Consider the following 26,655-nt stretch of genomic DNA (forward strand, 5'->3'; position numbering starts at 1 on the left):
AGTTTCTTAATTATTAAAAGTAATTCTTGCTTAAGCAGAAGCTTCAGCCATTAATTTCTCACCTTTTTCGATCGCTTGCTCAATCGTACCTACTAAGTTGAAGGCTGCCTCTGGCAAGTGATCCAGCTCACCATCCATGATCATGTTGAATCCTTTGATGGTGTCCTTGATATCTACTAGAACACCCTGAAGGCCTGTAAACTGCTCAGCAACGTGGAATGGCTGAGAAAGGAATCTTTGCACTCTTCTCGCTCTGTGTACCACTTCTTTATCCTCATCAGAAAGCTCGTCCATACCTAGGATGGCAATGATATCCTGAAGTTCTTTATATCTCTGAAGAATCTCCTTCACTCGCTGTGCGCAATCATAATGTTCAGCACCTAGGATATCTGCACTCAAAATTCTGGAAGTAGAATCCAATGGATCCACCGCAGGGTAGATACCTAGCTCGGCAATCTTTCTTGAAAGTACTGTCGTAGCGTCCAAGTGAGAGAATGTTGTTGCCGGAGCAGGGTCAGTCAAGTCGTCCGCAGGTACATAAACAGCCTGTACGGAAGTAATTGATCCTCGTTTTGTAGAAGTGATTCGCTCCTGCATCAGACCCATTTCTGTGGCAAGCGTAGGCTGGTAACCTACCGCTGAAGGCATACGACCTAGAAGTGCGGATACCTCAGAACCCGCCTGAGTAAATCGGAAAATATTATCAACGAAGAAAAGAATGTCCTTTCCCTTTCCTTCTCCGTCACCATCCCTGTAGTGCTCAGCAACTGTCAGTCCTGAAAGCGCTACCCTTGCTCTCGCACCAGGAGGCTCATTCATCTGCCCGAATACGAACGTTGCTTTCGAGTTTTTAAGTCTTTCTTTATCTACTTTGGACAGGTCCCATCCGCCTGCTTCCATTGATTCTTTGAATTCGGGTCCGTAATCCACGATTCCAGCTTCGATCATCTCACGAAGAAGGTCATTACCCTCTCTTGTTCGCTCACCCACACCTGCAAATACGGACAAACCACCGTGTCCCTTAGCAATGTTGTTGATCAACTCCTGGATCAAGACGGTTTTTCCAACACCCGCACCACCAAACAATCCAATTTTACCTCCTTTGGCATAAGGCTCAATCAGGTCAATCACCTTAATACCTGTGAAAAGTACCTCGGTAGTAGTGGAAAGATCCTCGAAGGGAGGAGCTTGTCTGTGGATAGGGAGACCGTTCGTATTGTCTACCTCTTCCATGCCGTCGATAGCAGCACCTACTACATTGAAAAGACGACCTCTGATTGCCTCTCCTGTTGGCATTTTGATGGGGGCACCCAGGTCAGTCACCTCAGTTCCTCTGCTCAGGCCATCTGTGCTTTCCATCGCGATGGTTCGCACCGCTTCTTCACCCAGGTGTTGCTGCACCTCCAAAATCACCTCTGTGCCGTCCGGACGAACGACCTTTAGTGCATCCATAATTCTTGGAAGTTTTGATCCTTCAGCACTGAAGCTTACGTCTACTACCGGACCAATAACCTGGGTTACTTTACCTTTATTTGCCATTATTTCTTGTGGTTATATTAATGGGTTGATTGAAATTTGGTGCGAAATTAAGGCAAAAATCCATAAGGAAAAAGGGATTTTCACTTCATCCATTCAGGTAAATTCGGAAAGTTGTCCCCCTGTTCATTTCTGACTGCTTTACGAAAATTTTTCCCTGGTGATATTGCTCTATAATGCGTTTTGCGAGGGTCAGCCCCAATCCCCAGCCCCTTTTCTTAGTGGTGTAGCCCGGTCTGAACACATTCGTGATTTTTGACTTAGGGATGCCTTTACCAGAGTCCTGCACATCCACCGCAATCCTGCCTTCGTTGGCCCTCAGGATACTGATGTGAATGGAGCCTTTCCCCTCCATGGCATCAGCAGCATTTTTGCACAGGTTTTCGATGACCCAGGCAAAAAGTGACTGATTGATTTTAGCAGAAATATCCCTGCTCGGGAAAGCCGAAACCGTGATCACTATTTTGGTGGACAGGCGCTTCTGCAAGTACACCACTATTTCATCAATAGCATCTGCAATATTGAGGGCAGAGAGCTGAGGTTCGCTACCAATGCTAGAAAAGCGATCAGTGATGACTTTCAACCGATCCACATCTTTGTCGAATTCAAGTAATGCCTCCATTTGTTCAGGGTATAATCCCTTAAAATATTCCGACCATGCCATAAGTGAGGAAAGAGGAGTGCCGAGCTGATGTGCCGTTTCTTTCGCCAGGCCCACCCATACTCTGTCCTGCTCTACCCTTCGGATATAATTCAGGATCAGGAAAGTGATGATCCCAAAAAGGGCAATGACCGATAGCTGAATATAGGGGTAGTACTTCAGCTGGCTGAGCAGGTAGGAGTTCTTGTAAAAAATATATTTGTAGCCGTAAATGTTGTCCTGATCATCCTTCAGCGTAACCTCAATAGGAGCATGCGCTTCCCTCATCTCTTCAATTTCCCGCTTCAGAAAATCATTTCGATCCTTGCCTGGAGTGAACTTCTCTGCCCTTGCCAGGTTTCTGAAATCTTCCGGATTCTCGTTTTCATCGGTGAGTATGACGGGGATGGAATGATTGGCTGCTACTATTTCGTCTAGTATCAGAAAGAAGTTTACATTGTCGCCTTCATTGGCCAAAAACTCGAGTGAGCTGGCATAAATCTCAATTTGTCGCTGCTCACGCTCGCGTATCTGCTCCACCAGGCTATTGGTATACCAGATGGATCCAAAGCTGATAACAATGGCAAACCCCACCACGAGCCACTTGAAGTGGGGTCGTAGTGGGGCCAGTGTGCTGCCTGTCGCTTCTCTAAACTTTGTTTTCAACCGGTGATCGTTTGGTTAAAAATAACCACGATCTGTCTAATTCTTTTGCATGAGCCACTTGGCCAGCACCTTGTAGTTCACTTTGGTGCCATGCATCAATATCCCTATTCGGTAGATCCTGCCCGCCAGCCATAGGGTGAAAATGAAGCCACCAACCAGCAAAACCATGCTGAGGGCGATCTCCCAAGCCGGCACGCCAAACCCTATTCTGCCCATCATGACGATCGGGGAGGTGAACGGAATGATGGATAGCCAGAAGCTGACAGGACCATCGGGCTCTTCAAATACGAACATGAATAATCCCATTAAGCTGATAATGATTGGCATCATGATCGGCATCATGAATTGCTGTGCATCTGCCGGTGTGTCAACTGCTGATCCTACTGCGGCGAACAACGCTCCGTATAATAGATAGCCGCCAAGGAAGTAGAAAAGGAAAAGAAGGACTATTTGCGTCCAATTAACATCTTGAATGATCTCCAAGATTTCGTTGGATTGCGCTTGTGTTTGCTCCGGTGTTAAATTGGAAGCTTGAGCTGCCGCTGGATCAATTCCAAGAAAAGACATTGCTAGCATCCAAACGACACCCATTAAAACAATCCAGATTACGAATTGTACAATCCCTACTGAAGCTACTCCAACAACCTTCCCTACCATCATCTGGAATGGCTTCACTGTAGATACAATCACCTCAACTATTTTACTGCTTTTTTCCTCAATTACTCCCTGCATCACTTGAGCGCCATATGCAAACAAGAAGATATAGATCAAAAAGCCCATCACATAGCTAATCCAGAAAGTAGACTTAGCGCTGCTTTTAGATTCGTCTCCGGTTTCAGAAAGGTTAAATGATGCAATGGAAATATCCGTCTGAAGCTGATCCAACTGCTCCTTTGTAAGGCCTGCATCTGTTAGCTTAAGCTCCCTGATTTGGTTTTCTATCTCTCGCTCAAAATCACGAACCAGCGTCACTCCGGGAGTGTGCTTGGCATAGAAGGTGATGCCTTGCTGATCATCCAGACTAACCTCTGGGACATAGATAAGTGCAAAATCTTCCGATTTCGTAAATCGTGCTTTTGCAGAGTCCAAGGGACCCTCTACTTTTTCATATTTATACCGCTCGGAATCTTCGAAGGAGATGATGCTGCTTTCATTGAGCAAATGAATGACTTCCTGTTCTTTGTTTTTCTCACTTTCCTCCTTCAAGTAAATCATCCCAATGATGATGGCCGGGAAGATCAGGGGTACCAAAATAGTGGCCAGAAGAAATGATTTCTTCTGAACTCTGCTCATAAACTCTCGCTGTATTACTAATAATATCTTGTTCATTTGAAATTTCTTTAGGGGGATTAGGCTTCTATTAATTCAGGGTTTTCACCTTTCACCAATGAAATGAAAATGTCATTCATACTTGGGATTCGTTCCACAAACGAGTGGATCTCCACCTGGCTGACTAGCTGTTTCAACAATTCATTTGGATTACCATCCGACTGATATTGAATGAGTGACCGTTTCAATCCACGTCCAATTTCCTCCGTGCTTAGAAGCTCAAATCCTCCTCCGGATTTAACCTCCCCCTCACGGTATTCTACGTGGTAGGTTCCATCCCTGAATTGTTCTTTGATGTCGATTTTGGAGCCATCCAGAATTTTCTGAGATTTATTGATCATAGCTACATGGTCGCATAGCTGCTCCACAGATTCCATTCGGTGAGTGGAGAAAATGATGGTGGAGCCTTTTTCCCTCAACTCCAAAATTTCATCCTTTATCAGGTTAGCGTTTACCGGATCAAAACCAGAAAATGGCTCATCAAGGATGATCAATTTTGGCTCGTGCATCACCGTGGCAATGAACTGAATTTTTTGTGCCATCCCTTTGGACAAATCTTCCACCTTCTTTCCCCACCAGTCTATGATTTCCAGCTTCTGGCACCATGCCTTGCCTCGCCTGGAGGCTTCCTTCAGCGAAAGTCCCCTCAGCTGCCCAAGGTATACCAGTTGCTCTCCCACCTTCATCTTTTTATAAAGGCCTCTCTCTTCCGGTAGGTAGCCAATCTCCCGGATATGATTGGGATTGAGTACCTCTCCATCGAACAGGATAGTGCCATTGTCTGCTTCTATGATTTGATTGATGATTCGGATGAGCGTGGTTTTTCCTGCTCCATTCGGCCCCAGAAGGCCAAAAATGGTTTTCTCGGGAATTTCCATGCTCACATTCGTCAAAGCCTGATGCTCGCTATATGACTTGTTTACGTTTTCTACTTTTAATAAACTCACAGTGATTCGGGTTTTATGATCATTAGTTTACGAAAGTATCAAAATATTACACAGCCTCGTATTTTTTTCTACTGACTGGATTTTGCAACTAATTTAGTGGCGTAATAGCACACCTAACCGGCGACATGATTTTAAGACGTTTGTACTCTTTCTGGGCAGTATTTTCTATTGTCTTTTTCTTTTTGATTCTGATCATCCCCCTGATACTGATGGTGCCTATCAAGCCACTTCATAAACTGGCTTTGAGAATCAACTGTCTGTGGGCCTGGTGTTTTTTGAAGATGGCATTTATCCCTGTGAAGAGAAAATGGGAGTTTAAGCTGGAAAAGAAGCAGCAGTATATCTTGTGTGCCAATCATTTTTCCTACCTGGACATCCCCATTCTTGGCCTTTTCCCAAGGCCCTTCAAATTTGTAGGCAAAAGCTCCCTGGCCAGAATTCCCATCTTTGGGTACATGTATAGGAGCCTCCATATTACGGTGAACAGGTCCAGCTATAGAAGTAGGGCTCAAAGTCTCATGAAAGCTCGTGAGGCAATTGGTCATGGGTATAACCTTGCACTTTTCCCGGAGGGTGGAATCAGGCTGGAGCACTACCCAAACATGATGGACTTCAAGGATGGGGCGTTCAAGCTGGCAGTGGAAAACAATGTGCCGATTGTTCCCGTCACGCTCCCTGATAATTACTACATCCAAAGCGATGACGACCTTCTCAATATCCGAAGAAGAACGTGCAGGATCATCTATCACAAACCCATTTGGCCAAACCTTGAATCGGAAGAGCCTGTGAAGCAACTCCGGGAGGAAGTTTTTCGTGTCATTCAGACCGAACTACTTAAGTACAAACAATGATCTACATTTGATCTGATCTCAGGTCGTTATCATTTTCGGGAACTCCAACTAATTAATTCAAAAACGTGATCCAATCTTTCAAAAAGCCACTTTTAGGACTCTTCATTGCAAGCATGATTTTGATGCTGGGAGCTTATAATTCAGGCTATGACCAAGCCATCGACTGGGAAGTGACCACCACAGGTGAGGTGATTGAGTTTCCTGCCTGGACACTCACCACCGACCTGATGACCCACGAGATAACGGGAGAAAAATATTTGCTGACAGAGCAATATTCCGGGAGTGAGATCACCAGAAATATGCTAACTGACCGGGTCTTACTTGGCTTGCTATGGATAGCCATATGTATGACCCTGGCAGCCTCCACCTATCTCAAAAGGTATGGTTTTTTTGCATCTGCCGCTCTTTTTGCTTTACTCATCAATCGGCTCAATCTCCAGGAAATTGGTTTGTTTGGGGTTGAGTCCAAGCTCATTGTATTTATCCCGTTTGTCTTGCTGATCACACCGCTCGTGATTTTTCACGAATACAAAAAAAGCACACCTTTCCTCCTGCGGCTCGGCATCCTGCTTTTGCTCAGCAGTGCGATTCTTTTGGGGGTTGATAACTCTACCTTATTCACTGATCATCTGATCGCTCACTCGCTTTTTAGCTTTGCAATCTGTGCTTTGCTGTTCCTTTTTATCATTTCAGAAGAAATCATTTTCAGCATCCTTTACGTGGTAACATCAGTAAAAGGTGGCCGAAGCAACCACACCCACTTTCTGATCCTCTCCCTGATTTATCTTGGGGATCTTACACTTTACTATTTGAATAAATCCGGATTATTTGAAAACAGTTTTTTCTTTTTTGATCCGTTTATTCTGCTTGTCATCTCTGCATTGGTTGCTTTATGGAGCCTCAGATACAAGGCAGAATATCTCAGTAGGCATATCGATCCTGTTGTTTTCTTTACCATCACCATTAGCCTCGGCATTATCACTTTTGCATTTCTAGCTCATCAAATGATCCGGGGCAATGATTCGGTATATCAGGCTTTTCATTATGTCATCCTGTATTTCCATTTAGGTTTTGTAGCCATGTTTTTTCTTTACATCATAGGCAACTTCGTTGACCCATTGATCAAAGGATTTGAGGTATACAAGATCGCGTACAAAGAGCGGAACCTGCCATACGCCAGTGCCCGTCTTGGTGGCTTCATCGCAGTGCTTGCATTCTACTTTTTGTCGGGGCAGGAGCCTTACAACCTCCTAAAATCAGGGTACTATAACTATCTGTCTCAAGCAGCAAAAACGGAGGGCAATCAGTTGCTGGCCAACGAATACCTTTTGCAATCGGCCTATATTGGATACAACACCCACTATGCAAACTACTCGCTGGGCTGGGTTGAAGCCAAAAAGGATAATGAGTATCCTGCTAAAACCTATTTTAATAATGCGGCGCAACGATATCCCTCGCCTTACGCATGGATAAATTATGGGAATCTGGATTCCGAGATCAATTCAAGCAAGGTAATGGCGGTCTACGAGGAGGCACTTCGAAAGGAAAGCAGTGGTGAGATGGAAAACAACCTTGCGCTTCTAAGGGCCGAGAAAGGGGATCTAAAAACTGCACTGGAATACTTTGAAAAAGCGACACCATCCGACGAATGGAATGAAGCACCAAAAGTGAACAAATGGTGCCTTTTGAAGAGACTGGAAATTATTGATTCCACCGCTCTTTTAGAAGATTACTACGAAGGCAACTATGGGGTAAAAGCGAATATTCTCACTACCCAACTAGCTGAAAACGATCTTGAATTTATCTACGATGGGATAGCGAAGGTTGGGCACCTCCACCGCCAGGCTTATTTGCTAAACAGCAGCTTCATCTTTTCGCATGATTCGATTGAAAGCATCATCCGAAGGGAAGTGGAAAAATCCTCGGATGGCGTTTATAACAACCGATTGAGGAAAGCACTCGCTATTCACCTGTACAAAAAAGGAGAGGTCAATGAGGCATTTATGATGATGGATTACCTTCAGGCCAATGCACACCAATTTTACAAAGGGGAATATCTGGATGCCTTGGGGAAGTTTGCTCTGGATCAGGGTGCTTATAAGCTGTCCCTTGAATTTTTTGACCTTGCGCTGGAGGTAAAACATCATTCATCCATTTTCGGCAAAATGGAAGTGATGGCCAGAATGGGAAATGCAAACCAAATCCCGGATGTACTGCTGAAATTTCTGAAAAGAAATCCCGAATTCACCGAGCAAGCCAACCTGCTACTCGACAAGCTTGAAGGGTACAATGCTCCTTCCCCAAAATCAAAAACAGTACCTGATCTTACAACCCTCTCCAATGATGACCTCCTCTCACTTGGCAGGAAAAATGCCTTCCATGAAGCTCAGGTCATAGCTGTGGCTGATGAGCTGGAGCGAAGGGAGGCCTCCGGTGGGTATGAGCTACTAGTGGATGCAACAGAAATCAATCCTTACTCCACTCCGCTTCTAAAGAAATATGTACTTGTGGCACTTGATTGGAACCTGCTAGCGTATGCAGACCAAACACTGAAAAGGCTCCAAGAATTACTTAGCAAAGAAGAATTTGAGGCATTTCAAAAGCAATACAATCAAGCGAAAAGTGTAATGGAGCAGGAAGGCTGGTAACTGATCAAATTTCACAAGGCATAAAAAAAGCCTCGTGAATCACGAGGCTTAATTTATATTTCCTTCCTACTTAGTTCGAAAACTTGAATAGGATGTTCTGAATCATTTTCTGACGCACCGGCTGGCCTCTTTGCTTGCCCGGCTTCCATTTTGGAGACTCTTTAAGTACCCTTACTGCTTCTTCATCACATCCAGCCCCAATTCCTTTCACCACGTGGATGTCAGTCAATCTACCATCTCTCTCCACCACAAACTGTACGAATACGCGTCCCTCGATACCCATTCTTTGAGCTTGTCTTGGGTATTGCAGCTCTTTCTTTAGATACTCATAGAACGCTGTGATCCCTCCAGGGAAGGTTGCAGACTCTTCCACAATTGTAAAAATCTCGTCTACGTTTTCCTCTTCAGGGGCTTCATCAAAAATAATGTCTTCTACCACCGTCTCTTCTGTCACCTCTACGTCCAACTCCACTTCGATTTCCTCCTCGATTTCTTCCTCATCAGGAACCTCGATAATCTCCGGAATCTGAACTTTCGGTGGTGGTGGAGGCGGCTGCTCGGTAGGTGGAATGTCGATGATGTCTTCAAAGTCATCATCCAAATTTCCAAGGTCCATTAGACCTGAATCATCATAATCTTTCCACTCAAACGCTACGATTACGATCAATAAACTTAGAGCCATCCCAATATTCAGGAACATTCCTGACTGTCTGGAAAGGTCTATTTTCGGATTTTTTTTCGGTTCCATATTCCTTCTTTTGTGAAGTTGAACATCAAATATATGCCCTTCAATTTTTATATACCAAAAGGACACTGGTATTTACTTAATACAAACAAAAAACATTCCAAAATTTCCTATCCCCCTACTTCTGCCTTATAATCTTCGGCACTAATCAGGTGATCTCCCTTGTCAGACACTTTGATCTTGATCATCCAGCCATCTCCATAAGGATCAGAATTTACAACTTCAGGATTGGACTCCAGCGCTCCATTGATCTCAATCACCTCACCCGATACCGGCATGAAAAGATCGGAAACCGTTTTTACAGCCTCCACTGTTCCAAAAACTTCGCCGGCATCCAAAGATTCACCTTCGGTCTCAATCTCTACATAAACAATGTCTCCCAATTCACCCTGGGCAAAATCGGTAACACCAACGGTGGCAATGTCTCCGTCAATTCTCACCCACTCGTGATCTTTGGTGTAAAGTAAATCTGAAGGAATATTCATATGTTTTCTATGTTGTTAAATGGGCGTCAAAAATAAAACTTAGAATTGAACTTGCCTTACTGTGAAAGACCAAATCTTAGCTGAACGCCAAAGGCCGTGGTAGCTCGCTTGTATGAGCTGAGAACTTTCGGGTCGGTGACGTTCCTCTCCATGTAGAAAGTAAAATCCAATTGATTGTTGATTTTGTAAGTAATCGTAGGTCTCACCTGCCAGGTCAGGTTGCCATTGGTAATTGTGCTTCGCTCGTTGATTTTTCTCTGCACTGTCTTGCTATCCCGCACTGAGGCCGCCACACGCATGGTCAGGTCATTTTTCAATGTCATGGTCCTGCCTTGCCACCTCCACGGAAGTTTGAATCCTACTTTTGAATAGCCAAGATCCAGGGTCACATCATTATTGGTGGTTTCGGTCACTTGTGCATTTGACATGTTCAACGCCAGGCTCCTGCTCTTTCTGAATTCCAGGCGTGTGGAGATGTTGCTCTTGGTCCGGATATTGAAGCCGATAAGCGGCACAAACTGCTCAGAGACCATCACCTGATTGATGATATACACAGGCACCAACCTTCCTGTGCTGTCATCCCTGGCCAGTGGGTAGTCGAGAATGTCGTTTTGAAGTCCGATGAGGTCTTCGCCATAATTCAATGAATTGGTAAAACTTGAAACACTGTAAGTGGAATTGTAGCCATGAGAGATGGTGAAGGATGAAAATACTTCAGAAATAGCCGGAATATTAACCAGGCCGGCATAATCCACCCGCCAGTTGGGGAGCGGCACTTTCGGGAATGGTGAAAGACTGACATCACTTGCATCTTTGCCAGAATAGGCCGCTAAAAATGCCGGTATCAATACATCCTGTGAAATCGAATCATAGCCAAGGCTACTGTTAGCTGTGACAGGGTTATTTTCATTTTGTCGCCTTCTTATGATGTCAATATTTCGCTCAAACTCCGAAAAAGCTTCCGAAGAATTGTCCGGGCCGTCTTTTTGAAAAGCTGTTTTAATGGAAAGGAATGAGATGGAATAGCTACCACTTCTTGAAGGAGTCAAAGTCTCAAAGCCGCCATTGCCATCAAACCTGAAAATTTCCTGGTATTGGTTATTCAACCCCCGATTCCAGCTTAGCTGAACCCGAAGATCTTTGGCGGGTTCCAGGTCAGCCTGGATGTCAATGTCTGTCCCATATGTTTGCTGGAATGGACTGGTCAGGTTTTCATTTCTTACAAGCCAGCCGTTTCTGGCTGCCTTCTGCTTGATACCCGAATCCTGACTGCCAAAAATAAATCCAAGCCCCGGTGCACTAAATCCACTATCCAATCCGAATAGAAAAGCCGTGGGTTTGAATCCCGGAAGGGACGTTCCTTCATTGATGTTGTAGCTTCCGTTGATTGATTTCAGCATCATCATAAACCTGAGTGCCTTATTTCCCGGACTCACCGATTCTCCTCTTCCTGGCGGTGTATTGGCATTTTTCAAAAAGGTGACTTTATCATAAACCTTGTTCATGTCTATCCGGCCTGTCAGGCCGATGGTTCGCTGATTATTGATGAAGTTTCCAAAGAACAGATCATCATCTACCAGGCCAACCGTATCACTGGCGGTCCGATTGATTGCCCCGGCCACCCAGCCATACCCGACAGAGTATCTTACATCGGATGAAAGCCAATCGGTAAAAGGAATTTTGTCAAGCGGAAGTGAATAATTTGCCGCAATGCTTTGATTGAAGTTCTTCATCCGCCCAAGATTGAAAATCTGATCCCAGATATATTCCCTTTCATTTCTGGTATTTATATCCCCTTCAATGATCCCTTCAGGCTCATCTATCACCGCATTAGCTGTAGCGCTGTAGGTCAGTCCCAGGCTCTTGGTGATGTCCCAGCGCATGCCATAGTTTCGTGCAAAGGTGAAGGTTCGCTCATAGAGTGGATCAACCCCCTCGGTTGTCAAATCATTGTTGTAATACTGCGTGAGCCTGAAGTCTCTACGCAGATTGGTGGAAACTGAGAAATTGGTCGGGACCGGGGAAAAGTTTATATCCTTTATCAGCGCTAAATATGGAGAGGTGAGTTTCTCCGATTCGCCGAATGGTTCTATGCTCCATGCTGCCGGTGAGAAATTGTAATTGACTCCTCCACTGACTGTCTTATTAAATAATGTCTCTGTATTCACATTGCTCGATACCCGATCGCTATAGGCGTAGCTGAAAGCAAAATTTTCTATGTCATAAATCCTGCTCTTGGCATCCGGATTTACTTTTTCCTTCCTCACATTCGTGAAGTTGATGCTTCTTCTTGTTGTTCGATCTTCTACGATTCTTCGATAGCGAGCACGCTCTTCTGCGTCATCAATGGACTCCAGGGAAGCCTCTAACGGCACATCTGGATCGAGTGGGTCAAACTGAGGGGTAATGGTGGTCTTTTCATAGCTGACAAACATAGGCACCACCAGTCCTGTCTTATCCGGGCGCATGAATTTTTCCAAATTCAGGTTTGCAGAAATGTCGTACTGTTTAGTTTCTGCCCGTGTCCTTTCGGAGATTCTTTGCTGAATGTTCCCAAATCCAATGGAGGTATATCGGGTAGAGGCGGAAACGGTTCCCAGATCTGCCAGCTTGGTGCTGATTCGTGCATTGGCCGCCCAGCCTGCATTACTGTCGAAATCCGTTACCCGAAGTTCATTGGCCCACACACACACGGACTTGGCGGAGCTGGATTCATCCCCCGGATTTTTCACCCCGATCATCATTACCTGCACGGCACTGATATCCGGTCGGCCTTTTACTGTGAAGGTATATTTGCCATCGTTTGATGGTACTGAATAAGGGATGTTTTCATCGAGGTTTGCCCGGTTTCTCTCGGATTTTATACCTAGTAATTCCTTGATTGAAATGTCGATTTCATTTTCCAACGGCCACACTTGCCTCCGAATCTCTTCAAGGTTTCCGGTAATATCTTGGGGGGTCACTTTTAGCGGAACTTCCACTTCATAGTAGTTTTCGTCAAAGTCTGTACCCAGCCGGAGGAATGCAGTGACCTCATCATCAAGCACCATCTCATTATTATATGCTTCAGCATGAAAGAACATTTTCATTCTGCCGTAATTGATCAGGTCGTAGGATACGTTTTTATACACTGCCCTCGCATCCTTATCATCCAAATCCTCTACACACACCTGTAGTGATTGCTCATTGATCCGTCTATTCTGGGTGGTGGTGTTGTCAATATCCCGATTGATACCGGGCGGCAAAACATACCTCACCCCGCCTGTGGTGGAGGTACTGTTGTCTTCGATATTGACCACAGAGACGGAGAAATCTGAGGTTTCTATGTTCGGAATGGCATCAAGCCCCGGTTCATTAAGTGCCCGATCGTATTTCCTCCACTGGCTACCCACCAGCCTCATTTGAGCAAAACGAAGCACCACCGGCTGACTCCAACCGGTTAGGTACATCCTCACGTATTTGATGTTCTCAAAGGTTGGGTTGCCAATTGGTCTTCCTACGTTTTTGATCGGGATTCGGAATAGGTACCAGTTGGACTCTCCGTTACCACTTTCTATCTGATCCACGATGTATTCCTGAAGCACGAGATTTCCCCCATCAGGATTGGTGGACTGATTTTTTGGTGCCAGGTCAATTTCATACTCGAAATATTCTTCCAGATCAGAAACGGTATTATCCTGATTCAAGTCTTCATTGTCTGGAAGGGTAGTGGATGCCGGTATAAATTGGCCGCCACCTCCGGCAATGGGAGAGTTGTTTTCCATGCCATTCCAGTTTTTATATCGCTGAACGATCTTGGCATTCTGGGCATCATACTCTCCATCCAAAATGTATCGGAAGTTGTCCGCTGAAATATCCCCGTCAGTGGGATTAAGGTTGATCCCCGTGCCGTTCAAAATTCTTCCCTCGTCATCATCACTAAGTCCATCAATACCCACATCCTGATTATCTCTGGCTCCCGGTGAGTTCTCAAAGAAATTGGTCAGGTATTGCTCCTCAGTAATTTGTCCCCAGGTGGTGATTGGCCCAATATCCCCATTCGCCGGCAACCCATTTTCAAATGCATGTTTATCATCCGGGGCAATGTCTTCAGAAACGCTCCCCAGGTTAAAGATCAGCTTTCCACCATTTTGATCTAATGAAGCATTTTCATTAAACCTACCATCTTTCACCACTCCTCTTTCCCCATTTATGAATGGATCCATCAGCCAGAATTCCAGGTACTCGATGTTAGTTTTGTTAAAGTTTACCTCGTTGGTAATCGCGCGGGTGACCCCACCCCAGTTTTGCTCAGGGTTTGGCAGTGTATTGTCGGCAGATGTGGCGGGGTTATAATTATACTGCCCCCGTTCGCTTGGGAAAAAGGCCACATCAAAAATCGGCTCATTGAAATTGACCAGGGTTTGATCCCTTTGTCTGAAAATCTCCTGAGGCAGGACTAAACGTTCGTAGTGATTCTCCAAATCACTATCGCTAATATTAGATGGGCGAGCATTCCCCCCAGCCCGGTAGAAAATACTATTGTCAACGGTATACCAGGCGATTTTGGCTTTGCGATCGTTAAAGCTCAAATTTGAATTTCCCCCCTGAGCTTCCGAAAAAACACGTGGCGTTGCGGCCAGCTTCCAGGCCTGCCATCCCATTATATTAATCGGTGTGATGGCATTTTCGAAATCATCAATGTAGGAGGTTCCCTCACCATCTACCACGTTGCTCGTTCCCGGTATCAACTGGGCAAATTCCGCATTGATGGTGACGGTAGATGGAGCCTTGGTACTAATCAATGGAATCTTATCCACCATTTTCGTCAGGAAGCGAGACTCATTCTGATAGTTGATATCAAAGCCGTACTTGGTGTTTTTGGTTGGCTCATTGCCCACCGCATACCTGGAGATACCTCCGGGCCGCTCATTGAGGTGGAGCACGGTAGCCCCAATGTTGAAATTATCATTGAACCGATAGTCAAACCTTGCACCGGTTAGTGTTCGAGTCTGGAAATTGAAAAGATCCGCTTTCTCATATGAAATCTGAATTTGCTTCCCTGAGTTGAGGATGCCTTCATTCAGAATCCGCACCCTTCCCAGATTATAATCAACAGTATAATCCAATCCCTCTGTCAATGGCGTGCTACCGGCAATCACCGTCACCGAACCTTCGGCTATATTGATGCCCGGAAGGGTGATTTCACTGGATGATCCTGCTGTCAGCCTACCGGAAATCACAAACTTATTCTGTGTGGCATTCAGCTCGGCAGTAGCTTTTGGCTCATCGTAGAGTTCGTCATACACGTATTTCTCTACCAGCCTGCCTTCATCGGAATCAAACTGGCTTTCAAGATTTTCGCCAAATGGCTCCAGAATTGGAAAGATGATGTTCCCGTTTTGCACATCAATCGTGTACCCTTCTATAAAGTCAAAATTTCCATCTGGCTGTCGGTCTCCCGTAGGGTTCAATCGATCCAGGTTAAAAACCTCCACAAGTGGCCGGTCTTTAAGTCTTCGCCCTTCATGGAGCGATGGATTGTCCTGTCCCGTGTTGTCATCCCGGTAAATAACCCTAAGCTGAAACCCTTCCTGACTGACCTGAGCGGCATTCAGGTTGTAGATGTTTTTCATCATCAGGTCCCAGGTGGGCACTTGCGTATTGATTTTGTTCGGACGAAGAAGCTTTAGGTAGATGAATTTATCATCGGATCGGTTTTGGTAATCCTCGGTGAGCTCGCCCACTTTGTATCCTGTGCCATTATAGGTGTATTCGTAGGCTACCGCAAGAATTTCGTCACTTGCCAGGCTTCTGGTCAGTGTGATGTATCCCAGCTCCCGATTGATTTTATATTCAGACTCATCCAGCTTTCTGGCGGTGGTCACTTTTACATAATCCGTTGAGTTTTCAAAGCTACCAGCAGGATTGTCTAGGCTACTCAAAAAAGACTCTATGGCCGGGGAATTGGGTTCCGGCAAACTATTAAACAGGGTGTTTGCATTATTTCGGGTGGGCCCGCCATTTCCATTGCCAAAAAGGGCTGGTCTGTGAATCACCTCGCCTTCCCCCAAATCCATAAAACCGACAATGTTTCGTGTGGTTTGCGTGTCGTTATTTCTATTGAGCACGTAGACCTCTGCCCGGGTCACATTTACCCCGGAAATAACTTGAGGCAGTGCTGATAGCCATTGTTCATAATTGTCCCGAAAGAAATGCCCCAGGAAAAAGTGACGGTTTTCGTCATAATCTGAGGCCTGAATTTCAAACTCCCTTCCCTGGAAGCCACTTTCGATGGTCAGCGTCTCATTTCGTCCACGCTGCTGGGATAGGATGGTGGTCACATAGAGTTTTCCAAATTGCAGCTCCGTCTTGATCCCGAAAAGGGACTGTGCCCCACTCATGAGTGAGTTGGTCACCGGCATACTCACATTTCCTATCTCAATTTTCTGAATGATCTCTTCCTCGTATCCGGTATACTCTACTTTCAGATTGTTTTGAAAGTCAAAGGTGTTGTTATTGTCAAAATTTGCAGTGATGGCCAGCTTTTCCCCAACCTTACCAACCACATTCATACTAATTTGCTGATCAAAGTTGAATGCGCCGTTTTTCTGCTGACGAAGTGGGATGGCGGGATTATCTATCCGCTGAAATCTGGCACCAAAATCCAGGTTTACAAATCCATTGGGCTGAATATCTACATAGCTTCCACCGAAAATCCGATCGAAAACCGGACTGATATATAGCCTGGGGATCAAGCTACGTCCGCTCACTGCACTTTCGCCATCCAATCCTACGGATCGCTCCTTGAAGTATTCCCGGTTTAGCTGAGAATTGTTGTAGCGGTTAAATTCCCCAAAGGTCATGAATGAGGCCGGACGGAAGTCCAGCGCACCGATATTTTCATAAACCGAGTAAGTCACCCCGGCATCTTCTGCAGTGGTGTCTGGATTGAACTGCACCTGCATATCTAACTGAGAGGGATCCCGCAGAAAAAGGGGTGATCGTGAGCTCCTGAAGGAAAATGGATCACCAAAGCGATAACCAGGCTGAAAAGTAGGTTTTTTGCTTGGCTCGTACGGACCGACGGTATCTGTTTGGACGGTATCCTGTTCTTGAAAAAGAGAGGCTTTGGCCACAGACCCGCATCCAATCAATAGGCATGCGAAAAGTAATCGTATGTAAAGATTCTCTCTCAAAAAAAGGCGCTTAGGGTTCGGTTAGTTATGACCTCTTGAGGGCTTGTTTAATCAATTCTTCAAGTTTAATCTCCTCTCCATATTCTTTCAAAATCTTGTCAACAGTTTTTTCAGCTGCCAACTTATTAATACCCAAAGTGGTCAAGGCAGATAACGCCTCAGAACGCAGTGTATTATCGAATCGTGGTTGAATTTCTACTGATTTATCCAACAGGCCTTCTTTTTTCATCTTATCCTTCAGCTCTAAGATGATCCGCTGGGCTGTTTTCCCGCCAATGCCTTTCACAGACTGAATGGTTTTGACGTCTTCCTGTACTATGGCAGCCTGGAGTTCTTTGGCATCCAGCGAGGACAGGATCATGAGTGCGGTACTCGAGCCCACGCCGTTGATGGAAAGTAAATCGAGGAACCGCTTTTTTTCTGACGTTTCGTAAAAACCGAAAAGTGTGTGAGAATCCTCCTTCACATGCATATAGGTCTGGATGAGGATATCCTCTTTATCCTTGACCTGAGAATAGGTGGTCAGGCTGATTTTTACTTCATATCCAACTCCACCCACATCCACAACCAGGTGGGTCGGGTCTTTAAAGGCCAGGCGCCCCTTCAAATAAGTGATCATAGTCCATCTCTGTTTTCTACTTCGGCATCTACTACCGCAATCGCAACCATGTTGTAAATCTCCTTCACTGAGCTGCCAAGCTGAAGTACCTGCACAGATTTTTTCATTCCCATCAAAATTGGCCCTATCACCTCTGCACCGCCAATCTCCATGAGGGTTTTATAAGCAATGTTGCCCGATTGCAAATCCGGGAAGATAAGGGTATTTACACTGTGACCCTTTAAATCGCTGAATGGATAGAGTTCTTCCAAAAGGTTTTTATTCAATGCCACATTTGCCTGTATTTCCCCATCAATGATCATATCCGGCCATCGCTTTTTAGCTAGTTTCACGGCTTTAGACATCTTCTCAGGTACATCTCCCTTAGCCGAGCCAAAATTTGAATAGGAAAGTCCGGCAATTTTTGGCTCATAATCGAAGAAGCGAACCGCCCGATGCGTCAGCCCGATGATTTCTACCAGCTCTTCTGCGGTCGGGTTCAGGTTGACCGTTGTATCGGCGAAGAAATAGTTGCCTCGGGAAGTATTCATGATGTACATGCCGGCTACCCTGTTCACGCCTTCTTCCATACCTACAATCTGAAGTGCCGGAAGCACGGTTTTAGGATAGTCATTGGAAAGCCCGGAGATCAATACGTCTGCTTCCCCTTTTTCTACCATCATCATCCCGAAGTAGGTCCTGCTCAGCATGGCCTTTCTAGCCAGGTGCATCGTCATACCTTTTCGCCTGCGCATCAGGGTATATTCCTCTGCAAACTCATCTACTTTTTTGGGATGCTCATACGGGTCGATGATGTTGCAATCGTTGAGTGCTTCCAGTTCATGTTCCTTGATGAGTGACTTGATGGTTTTTGATTTCCCCATAAGTATGGGGGTGCCAATACCACTATCGAGAGTCATTTGTGCGGCCTTGAGGATATTTACATGGTCTGCCTCAGCAAAAATTACTTTTTTAGGGTTCTGGCGCGCACGGTGCACAAATCGGGAGATGAGGCGCTGATCCAATCCTACCCGCTCCAGCAGCTCCTCTTCATATTTTTTCCAGTCTTCAATCTGAATCCTGGCCACACCTGAATCCATGGCAGCTTTGGCCACAGCCGGAGAGATCGTGGTGATCAATCGAGGATCCATGGGCTTAGGAATCAGATACTCCGAACCAAACTTCATGTTGGTCTTACCATAGGCTTTCAGGACAATATCCGGCACTTGCTCCTTTGCCAACTCAGCGATCGCTTTCACCGCAGCAAGTTTCATTTCTTCATTAATGGCCGTAGAGCGAACATCCAGAGCTCCTCTGAAAATGTATGGGAAGCCAAGCACATTATTTACCTGGTTGGGATGATCAGATCTGCCTGTTGCCATCACCACATCTTTACGGGTTTTTACAGCCAGGTCATAGGCTATTTCCGGATCCGGGTTTGCAAGGGCAAAAACAATTGGATTGTCTGCCATTGATTTCAGCATTGCGGGGGTCACTACATCGGCAATGGATAGACCCAAAAACATATCTGCTCCTTTGAGTGCCTCCTCCAGCGTATCGATTTTTTTCTTGGTAGCATACCTAGATTTGATCTCATCCAGCCCCTTTCGGCTTTCATTCAGGATCCCCTTACTGTCCGCCATTAAGATGTTTTCCTTTTTGGCACCTAAAGAAACATAGAGGTCAGTGCAGGCAATGGCTGCAGCGCCTGCACCACTCACTACGATTTTCAGATTTTCGATTTTCTTTCCAACTACCTCCAGCGCATTGAGCAAAGCGGCACTTGAAATGATCGCTGTACCGTGCTGATCATCATGCATGATCGGGATATTCATCTGCTCCCTGAGCGACTGCTCGATCTTGAAGCTCTCCGGGGCTTTAATGTCCTCCAGATTGATCCCTCCGAAAGTGGGCTCCAACGATCTTACGATTTCTATGAATTTATCTGGGTCCTCCTCGTTGATTTCTATATCGAAAACATCAATACCTGCAAATTTTTTAAAGAGGACTCCTTTTCCCTCCATCACAGGCTTGGATGCTGCCGGCCCAATATTGCCCAGCCCAAGCACCGCTGTGCCGTTTGAAATAACCCCTACAAGGTTTCCTTTGGCAGTATACTTATAAACGTCTTCAGGATTGTTTGCGATTTCCTTGCACGGTTCTGCAACACCTGGTGAGTATGCAAGGGCCAGATCATGCTGCGAACTCACCGATTTGGTGGAGTTCACCTCAATTTTTCCGGCGGGTTTGTTTGAATGATATTCTAATGCCTCCTTAGGCCGAATCTTCGTCGTACTCATTCTTTGTTGGTTAAAGTTGGATCGGACATGCTATCCGACCTTCAAAGGTCACCAACTAAAAAGGAATAAGCAATTATTCGTGCGGATTAAGAAGGTTCTTTTGAGCCGGAAATATCTCCTTTGGTCTTGAATGTAGACAGAATAGCCTCCAACTCACGAATCAGGTTTTTCTTTCTCGTCCCCGGTGAATCTACGTATCCCTCCACGTAATAAATGAGCCCTTCAGCTTCGTCTACAATTGTGTAGCTTACGAATGGTCCTCCCCTGGACATGTCACTAATTCTCCACAGACCCCTTCCCTCTACTGCAAAGTGGCCATTGAAATTTACCCGCTCAGTAAAAACAGGGATTTGAGGCTGGCGCTCGATCGCTACATCGGGGTTCTCACCGTCATAGAGATTCCTTCGGGTGATTTTATCCCTGAATTCTCCTATTTCATTGAAGACCCCCTGATCAGTATACGGCTCATAATAAATAAAAATGCTTTGTTCCGTTTCGGCATCCATTTTTCTCAACCAAACAAAGTTTTTGAGGTCGCGGGCTTTCTCCCACCCGTATGGGATAGTCAGTCTCACATTATGATTTTCTTCAATCCGGTTTGCCAATTCCATTTTAGGACTTGCAAAAAGCTGCTCCTTGATGGTCTCCCTGGCAGAACTTTCAAAGTATTCACGAATCTGTGATCGATTGTAATTGATTTGCTGTGCGAGCTTCTTCTCTGTGGCTGAAAACAGGAACATCACCGTTTGGCCTTTGGCAAAAAGGTCACGCTGTGTCCTCATGAATATTGTAGTATCACGTTTGATCTGGTTTAATGACTGATCAGTAAAGTATTGCTGGAGCACACGACTATCCGGTGTTTTGCTATCCAGCGTCATCACAAACACCATGTTTTTGGCAGACTTCAGGACTGAATTTAGTCGTTGTGGATTCACTTTGCTGACCTGAAAGAGTGACTCATCCTGAGGTAGGCCCAGCATCGGGGACATGAATGTTTTTCTAAGTTCAGCGCCCAATAGCACAGTATCTGCCCATTGAGTGGAGTCTACCACGATAATGATTTCATCGGCTTCCCCCCGTGCCTTTGGCAGCATGTCTTTTCTGGCATTTTCGCGTGCGCTTTCGCTGCAACCGAAAGCTATTGCGATAAAAAGAAGTATGTATTTCTGCATATTATCCTGATTTCATTTTCGAGGAATTACGAGCAAAAACTATTCCTCTAGTTTCAAACTTAGGATATTGTAAGAAAAGATGGCGGATTTAATTTGGAATGACCAGCGATTGGCCTGGCTTTATCATGTTTGAAGTCAATTGATTTGCTTGCTTTAGCTTCTCGATGCTGGTATTGTTGTTCCTGCTAATACTCCAAAGCGAATCACCATGTTGGACAGTATAAAGCTTTCCTTCTGCCACAGAAAGTGTGGTTGGCTTGGTGGCAGTTGGAGTACTGGTTGATGCAGAAGCTGTGTAAAGATTTTTGGTATCCGAACTATAAGTAGGCAAAACCCAAATACTGAGCCTTTGGTCTACTCTGATCAGATTCCCTCGAATCCCATTCCAAGACCGAATATCTGAAACTCGTACCCCATATTGTTGAGCAATGGTTCCCAAAACATCACCACTTCTCACCTTGTAGTAAAGTCGCTCTCTACCGTAGGTGCTTCCGGGAGTATTTCTAGCCAAATAATCCAGCTGTTCTTTTCCAACTTTCGAGGCAGTGTCATAAAGTGTGATCCTGTTAGCCACAATTTCTTCCTTCCATTCAGAGGGGATTCTTAAAGCAAAGTCTTTAGTCCCCTCAGGCAAAGCTCCTCGCTTGATTTGTGGATTCCATAGCAGCATTTCATCCAGGCACAGACCTAACTGATTGCAAAATGTCTCCACATGAAAATACTGAGAGATCATGATGGTATCCATCTCCGGGTAGAAATGCTCTGCTTGCTCATGAAAGCCGTGCTCTTCCAGGTGATTAAATAGGTAAGTAATAGCCACAAACTGCGGAACATAAGACCGGGTCTCCCGGGGCAGATAATTATAGATGTCCCAAAAATCTTTTTTGTATCCACTGCGACGAATGGCTTTTCTTACATTTCCAGGGCCGCAATTATATGCTGCAAGTGCCAGCTCCCAGCTATCGAACATTCGGTATAAATCTCGAAGGTGACGTGCGGCTGCATCTGTTGCTTCGTGTGGATCCATCCTGTCATCCACATACCAATCGCTTTGCAGCCCGTACATTTTGCCTGTGGAGGAGATAAACTGCCACAACCCCACTGCATTTGCTCTGGAGATGGCGTTTGGCCTTAAACCTGACTCTACAATAGAAAGATATTTGAGCTCATCCGGCATGTCATATTTTGCCAGTGTTTCTGAGAATAAGGGAAAATAAAGTTCCTTTTTACGAATAATGTCGCGCGTGTATTCACGATCCTTTATGGCGAAATAATCAACGAAAGCCATCACCCGCTCATTAAAAACAAGAGGCACCTCCTTTTCTATGCAAGAAATCCGATCGGCTATTTCGTCGTATGTATTGTCTGGAATTACCTCAGTGAGCTGAAATTCCTGACCTCTTCCCACCAATGAAATGAATATAATTCCAAGAAGGAACCATTTTCGTGTCATACCCTGTCTCATTTTAATCCTTGAAAGTAATGATTTGATTCGATATTTCAATCTAAATCCGCCTTATTGTAGCTGTTTAACACGCTTTGAACGTAGAATCAGTGCTATTATTAGGGATAATCCATATAAAATAGAAAGGAAGGCATGGCCTTCCCTAATATCTTTTGTTATTTGGATTTGCGAACAACTTTGAGGTTCAAAATCTGAATTCAAGCTTAGGCCTTATTCTCCTCGCTTGACCCTTCTTTGATCTCGTTTTTGATTTCTTTCGTAGCATCTTTAAATTCTCTGATGCCTTTTCCCATGCCACGCGCTATCTCAGGTATTTTTTTCGCTCCGAAGAAAATAATGATAAAAAGAGCGATGATCAACATCTCAGTCCACCCTGGCATTGCAAATAGTAATGATGTATGCATTGCTTATAAATTTTATTAGTTACAAAGATAAGTATTTAGCTATGGAGCTTTCAGGTTCTGCTCACAAATTATTTCAACGCTAACCAGTTCTCAGGGTTTAGCTTGGTTGTGCCTTTGTAAACCTGGAATTCCAGCTCAGAAATACCGTCACGATCAGTAAATACCTCCCCAATTATATCATTGGCCTTCACTCTTTGGCCTTTTTTTACATTGATGGTCTTTAATCTTGCATAGACGGTCAGGTAGTCACCATGCCTGATTACCACAATGTTGTTTTTACCCTGAATCGTTCCGATCAACGTTACTTCACCATCAAAAACTGCTTTGACAGGAGAATCCTTCTCAGTTTGAATCCCGACACCATCATTTACTACTGTTATTCTTTTGAGAACCGGATGTGGCTGCTTTCCAAATTTGGATGAAATAAAACCTGACCCCACCGGCCATGTCAAGCTATTTTTTTTAGACTCAAACAAACGGGTCAACTCGGCTGAACTAGCCGCCTCGGCTGTAGAAGCAGTTGAGGATTTTCTCACTTCATCTTCAATGATTTTAGCTATCAACGTATTCAACCTGGCGTTGGCGGCCTTTCTGTCCTCTACCTCCTTTCGCAGTTCTCTTTCCTTTTTTGTAAGCTGGGCTACCAGTTCTGATTGCTTCTTTTTAGAGCTGGCAAGTTTGCGGCTTTCCCTTACTTGCTGATTGAGCAATGTTTGTTGTTCCGTTCGCTTGGCTTCCACTCTACTTCTTTGTTCGCTCAACTCTTTGGCCACAACCTCTATTTGCTCCGCCTGAAGCCTTCGAGCGTCTGCATATTGTTCCAGGTATTTCAGTCTTTGAAGCAATTGGTTAAAGTTTTGGGCTGAAAAAAGGAACATCAGCTTGCTGTTGCCACGGTTTGCCTTGTAAGATGAATAAATCTGCTCTGCATATTCTTCTTTTAAGTGCTTCAGGTCATTTTGTAAGGAGTTGACAACTATTCGAAGATCTGAGATTTCACTGTCAAGAATTTTTATCTCAGATCCAATGGACCGAATCAAAGATTCCCTCGCATTGATCTGTTGATTGAGTGCCTGAAGCTGGCCGAGTGTTGCTTTCTTCTCATCCGCAGTTTCATTGAGAATTCGCTCAGCCTCGGCAATCTTCCGAAGGTTCTCCTTCTTTTCCTGCTCCAGCTGATTCTTCGTTTTCTGGGCGAAGGAATCAAATGAAAGGCAGCATATGAAAGCTAAAAACAGAAAAAGAGCGGTGCTACTTCTTCTCATACTTGTTTGGTACAGAGTAAGGAAAGCTAATAGGTGAGTCCTCGATGACCATTTTGTTGTAAGAAATATTGATCTCCGTATTAGGCTTCTTGTCATCTTCATAGTCTATCACTGCCAAAATCTCATTTGGGAAAATCTGACCGTCTACTAAGATAAAGTCGCTGTAATTTACAGAAATCGTGTTTCTTGTGGCTTCATCGAACACCTTTACTTTTTCCAGCTTCATGGAGCTTGCGCCGATAAAATTATGGAATAGATAAACCCCCTTGGAAGCTGTGTAGGTAAAATAATTGTCTTTTTTCTCTACTCGCTGCTTCTTATAAGGCTCAACCAGATTTCCCAAAATCACTGACTGGATCATTTTGAAGTTGAAGTCAAAATCGTACTCTTCCGATAGTTCTTCAAAGGTGTATTCGTAGTAGTGCTTTTTGAGTTTATCCAGGATGAAAACGTTTTCCGTGTCAATCAAAACGCGAGCGCCTTCCACTCCAAATCCTGAAATAGATATCCAGATGATTGAGTCCTTCTTAATTCTGAAATTGGCAGTTGCTGAGATGCCCTTGTCCCCGTCATCAAACCTAAATTTTGCCTTGGCGGAGAAGTATTCAAACTGTGGATCTACAATCTCCAGCTTATCCTTTTTCTTGCCAAAAACCGCACCTACGTTCCTATTACAGGAAGTAAAGGTCAGCATCCCCGCGAAGCACACTAAAATGAGCTTATTCATACAGCTTTCGATCTGCGATTTTCTTTTCAATTAATTCTGAAGCATTTCCAACGTCTCTTGCCCGCTCCCATTGTTTAATGGCTTCTTCAATTTCGCCCAATTGGAAAAGTACATCCCCGTAATGTTCAATGACTGTGCCATCTTCATCCATCGATGCAGCGCGCTCCAGAAATTTTCTTGACTCCCTGAATTTTCCATTCACATAAAGCACCCATCCATGGGTGTCAAGATAGGTTGGATTATTGGGGTGCTGCTCCACCAACTGAGTTGACATCTCCAATGCTCTCTCCAAATCCTTATTGGCAAGCGAGAGAAAGTAACTGTAATTATTCAGCACATGGTCATTATTGGGGGCATTTTCCAGTGCCTTATCGTATGCCTTATAGGATTTGTCATGCTCCTTCATACCATTGTATGCATCGCCTAGCTGACCATAAAAAACCGTAAGAAGATTTGGGTCTACCGTATATTTTTTTCCTTGCTCCAGCATTCTCACGGACTTTCGATAGTCCTTTTTGATGAGGTATCCGGTTCCCGCGAAATAGTATAGTAAGGCTTGGTTAGGAAAATATTCAAGTGCTTTCTCCGCATGCACCACCAGGCTATCATATTGATTGAGGTCAGCTTCTACGTTCAAAATATTTTGCCAAACCGAGTAGTTGGCGGGCTTAATCCTCACTGCTTTCAAATAGTATTTAACTGCTTGCTCACCTTCTCTATTTTGATACAGCAGGTCGCCCACAAAAGCTTGCGCTTTAAATTCATCAGGGTATTGACCAGCCAAATCAACTGCCACTTCGGTCAATCTTTGCTTGTCATTCGGGTCATTGCTCATTACCAGATAATTGGTAAGAATCTGAAACTTGGATTCAAAGTCGATCGAGCTGGTCTCAAAGGCCTGAGAGAGCAGGTCAAGGGATTTTTTTCGGTCCCCACGCATCCAGGCAAGCTCACTTTTCATGAGGGTAATTCTGGAAGAGGCCGTTTCTGTTGCCTCATAATCAGCAATTGCCTCCTCTGCCTTATCCAGCTTTCTGTTTTGGATTAAAAAGTTGATAAGCTCTGCTTTATAGGAGGATTCATTTGGATAGGCATCAATTAATTTCTCAAACTCCACTACTACTTCATCCACCTTTCCTTCTCTCATGTAAATGCGTTGTTTTTCGCGGGTGATTTCCTCTTTTACTCCCAGTTCTGCTTCTATCTGATCGAAGATGCGAAACATATCATCCCGACGACCTGTCAGTTGGTAAAGTTCTGCCAATTCATAAAGAGCATTCTCCTCCGAGGGGAATTTCTCCAGAAGCCCTTCATATGTTTTTGCAGCATCTATGTAGAATCCTATGGATTGATAAATCCGGGCCAGTCCCAATCTATAGTACTTGTTTTCAGGGTCAAGCTCAATGGCTCTAAGTCCGTAAGGTAGAGCGTCTTGCCCTTCATCACTTTTCGCCAAAACCTCCGCTATTTTAAAATTGATGGCCGCACTTTCCGAATTCATCTCCAATGCCACATGAAAGTTTTCCAGGGCCTTGGCATAGTTTTCAAGAATCAACTGCTTTTCGGCTTCTACCAAAACACCTTCAAGTTTGAGTGAGTCTTCCTGGGTTTGTGGCACAACAGAATCCTGCTTCTTCTTTTGGGCATTGGAAGCAAACACCATCAGAAAAATGGCTGAAAATAAAAGTATGCGCATTGG

At 44.7% G+C, this 26,655-nt stretch carries 17 protein-coding genes; 2 read left to right on the forward strand and 15 right to left on the reverse strand.

What is annotated here, in order from left to right:
* Nucleotides 1-30 precede the first annotated feature (30 nt).
* From atpD to RLN88_RS14645, 4 genes are all read right to left on the reverse strand, one after another.
* Entirely contained in the window at nt 31-1,539 is a 1,509-nt protein-coding gene (gene atpD / locus RLN88_RS14630; RefSeq protein WP_350222157.1) for a F0F1 ATP synthase subunit beta, read from the reverse strand.
* An 85-nt stretch (nt 1,540-1,624) separates the two neighbouring features.
* Entirely contained in the window at nt 1,625-2,842 is a 1,218-nt protein-coding gene (locus tag RLN88_RS14635) for a sensor histidine kinase (protein WP_350222158.1), read from the reverse strand.
* A gap of 36 nt (nt 2,843-2,878) precedes the next feature.
* Complete coding sequence (locus RLN88_RS14640; RefSeq protein WP_350222159.1) at nt 2,879-4,171, reverse strand: ABC transporter permease; 1,293 nt, start codon at nt 4,169-4,171, stop codon at nt 2,879-2,881.
* A 20-nt stretch (nt 4,172-4,191) separates the two neighbouring features.
* Entirely contained in the window at nt 4,192-5,118 is a 927-nt protein-coding gene (locus RLN88_RS14645) for an ABC transporter ATP-binding protein (RefSeq protein WP_350222160.1), read from the reverse strand.
* Between the two features lie 125 nt (nt 5,119-5,243).
* Between RLN88_RS14645 and RLN88_RS14650 the strand changes: the two genes are divergently transcribed.
* Together RLN88_RS14650 and RLN88_RS14655 are read left to right on the forward strand one after the other, a co-directional pair.
* The gene (locus RLN88_RS14650; protein WP_350222161.1) at nt 5,244-5,969 is read left to right on the forward strand and encodes a lysophospholipid acyltransferase family protein; all 726 of its coding nucleotides are present in this window, start codon (nt 5,244-5,246) and stop codon (nt 5,967-5,969) included.
* A gap of 65 nt (nt 5,970-6,034) precedes the next feature.
* The gene (locus tag RLN88_RS14655; protein ID WP_350222162.1) at nt 6,035-8,617 is read left to right on the forward strand and encodes a hypothetical protein; all 2,583 of its coding nucleotides are present in this window, start codon (nt 6,035-6,037) and stop codon (nt 8,615-8,617) included.
* 70 nt (nt 8,618-8,687) lie between these two features.
* Here RLN88_RS14655 and RLN88_RS14660 read toward each other — a convergent pair whose 3' ends face one another.
* The 11 genes from RLN88_RS14660 to RLN88_RS14710 all read right to left on the reverse strand — a co-directional run bounded on the left by RLN88_RS14660 (nt 8,688) and on the right by RLN88_RS14710 (nt 26,652).
* A complete protein-coding gene (locus RLN88_RS14660) occupies nt 8,688-9,365 on the reverse strand; it encodes an energy transducer TonB (protein ID WP_350222163.1) in 678 nt (225 codons plus the stop codon).
* Nucleotides 9,366-9,472: 107 nt separating this feature from the next.
* Complete coding sequence (gene gcvH, locus RLN88_RS14665; RefSeq protein WP_350222164.1) at nt 9,473-9,847, reverse strand: glycine cleavage system protein GcvH; 375 nt, start codon at nt 9,845-9,847, stop codon at nt 9,473-9,475.
* Between the two features lie 56 nt (nt 9,848-9,903).
* On the reverse strand, nt 9,904-17,025 hold the full coding sequence (sov, locus tag RLN88_RS14670) for a T9SS outer membrane translocon Sov/SprA (RefSeq protein WP_350222165.1): 7,122 nt from the start codon (nt 17,023-17,025) through the stop codon (nt 9,904-9,906).
* Nucleotides 17,026-17,050: 25 nt separating this feature from the next.
* Complete coding sequence (gene ruvA, locus RLN88_RS14675; protein WP_350222166.1) at nt 17,051-17,644, reverse strand: Holliday junction branch migration protein RuvA; 594 nt, start codon at nt 17,642-17,644, stop codon at nt 17,051-17,053.
* Nucleotides 17,641-19,923 carry an NADP-dependent malic enzyme gene (locus RLN88_RS14680; RefSeq protein WP_350222167.1) on the reverse strand — a complete coding sequence of 761 codons (2,283 nt, stop codon included), beginning with the start codon at nt 19,921-19,923 and terminating at the stop codon, nt 17,641-17,643. The genes ruvA and RLN88_RS14680 overlap by 4 nt, the downstream gene beginning before the upstream one ends.
* Nucleotides 19,924-20,009: 86 nt before the next feature.
* Nucleotides 20,010-21,095: a DUF4837 family protein gene (locus RLN88_RS14685; protein WP_350222168.1), complete on the reverse strand. Its 1,086-nt coding sequence runs from the start codon at nt 21,093-21,095 to the stop codon at nt 20,010-20,012.
* Between the two features lie 88 nt (nt 21,096-21,183).
* Nucleotides 21,184-22,548 (reverse strand): lytic transglycosylase domain-containing protein, encoded by a 1,365-nt coding sequence (locus tag RLN88_RS14690; protein WP_350222169.1) that lies wholly within the window; start codon nt 22,546-22,548, stop codon nt 21,184-21,186.
* A 215-nt stretch (nt 22,549-22,763) separates the two neighbouring features.
* Nucleotides 22,764-22,964, reverse strand: a complete 201-nt coding sequence (gene tatA, locus RLN88_RS14695; RefSeq protein WP_350222170.1) for a twin-arginine translocase TatA/TatE family subunit — start codon at nt 22,962-22,964, stop codon at nt 22,764-22,766.
* 68 nt (nt 22,965-23,032) lie between these two features.
* The gene (locus RLN88_RS14700; protein ID WP_350222171.1) at nt 23,033-24,229 is read right to left on the reverse strand and encodes a murein hydrolase activator EnvC family protein; all 1,197 of its coding nucleotides are present in this window, start codon (nt 24,227-24,229) and stop codon (nt 23,033-23,035) included.
* Complete coding sequence (gene lolB1, locus RLN88_RS14705; protein WP_350222172.1) at nt 24,216-24,956, reverse strand: lipoprotein insertase outer membrane protein LolB1; 741 nt, start codon at nt 24,954-24,956, stop codon at nt 24,216-24,218. The genes RLN88_RS14700 and lolB1 overlap by 14 nt, the downstream gene beginning before the upstream one ends.
* On the reverse strand, nt 24,949-26,652 hold the full coding sequence (locus RLN88_RS14710) for a tetratricopeptide repeat protein (protein WP_350222173.1): 1,704 nt from the start codon (nt 26,650-26,652) through the stop codon (nt 24,949-24,951). Before RLN88_RS14710 ends, lolB1 begins: the two co-directional genes overlap by 8 nt.
* Nucleotides 26,653-26,655: the final 3 nt, after the last annotated feature.

It is taken from the genome of Ekhidna sp., from assembly GCF_040223195.1.
Taxonomy (GTDB): domain Bacteria; phylum Bacteroidota; class Bacteroidia; order Cytophagales; family Cyclobacteriaceae; genus Ekhidna.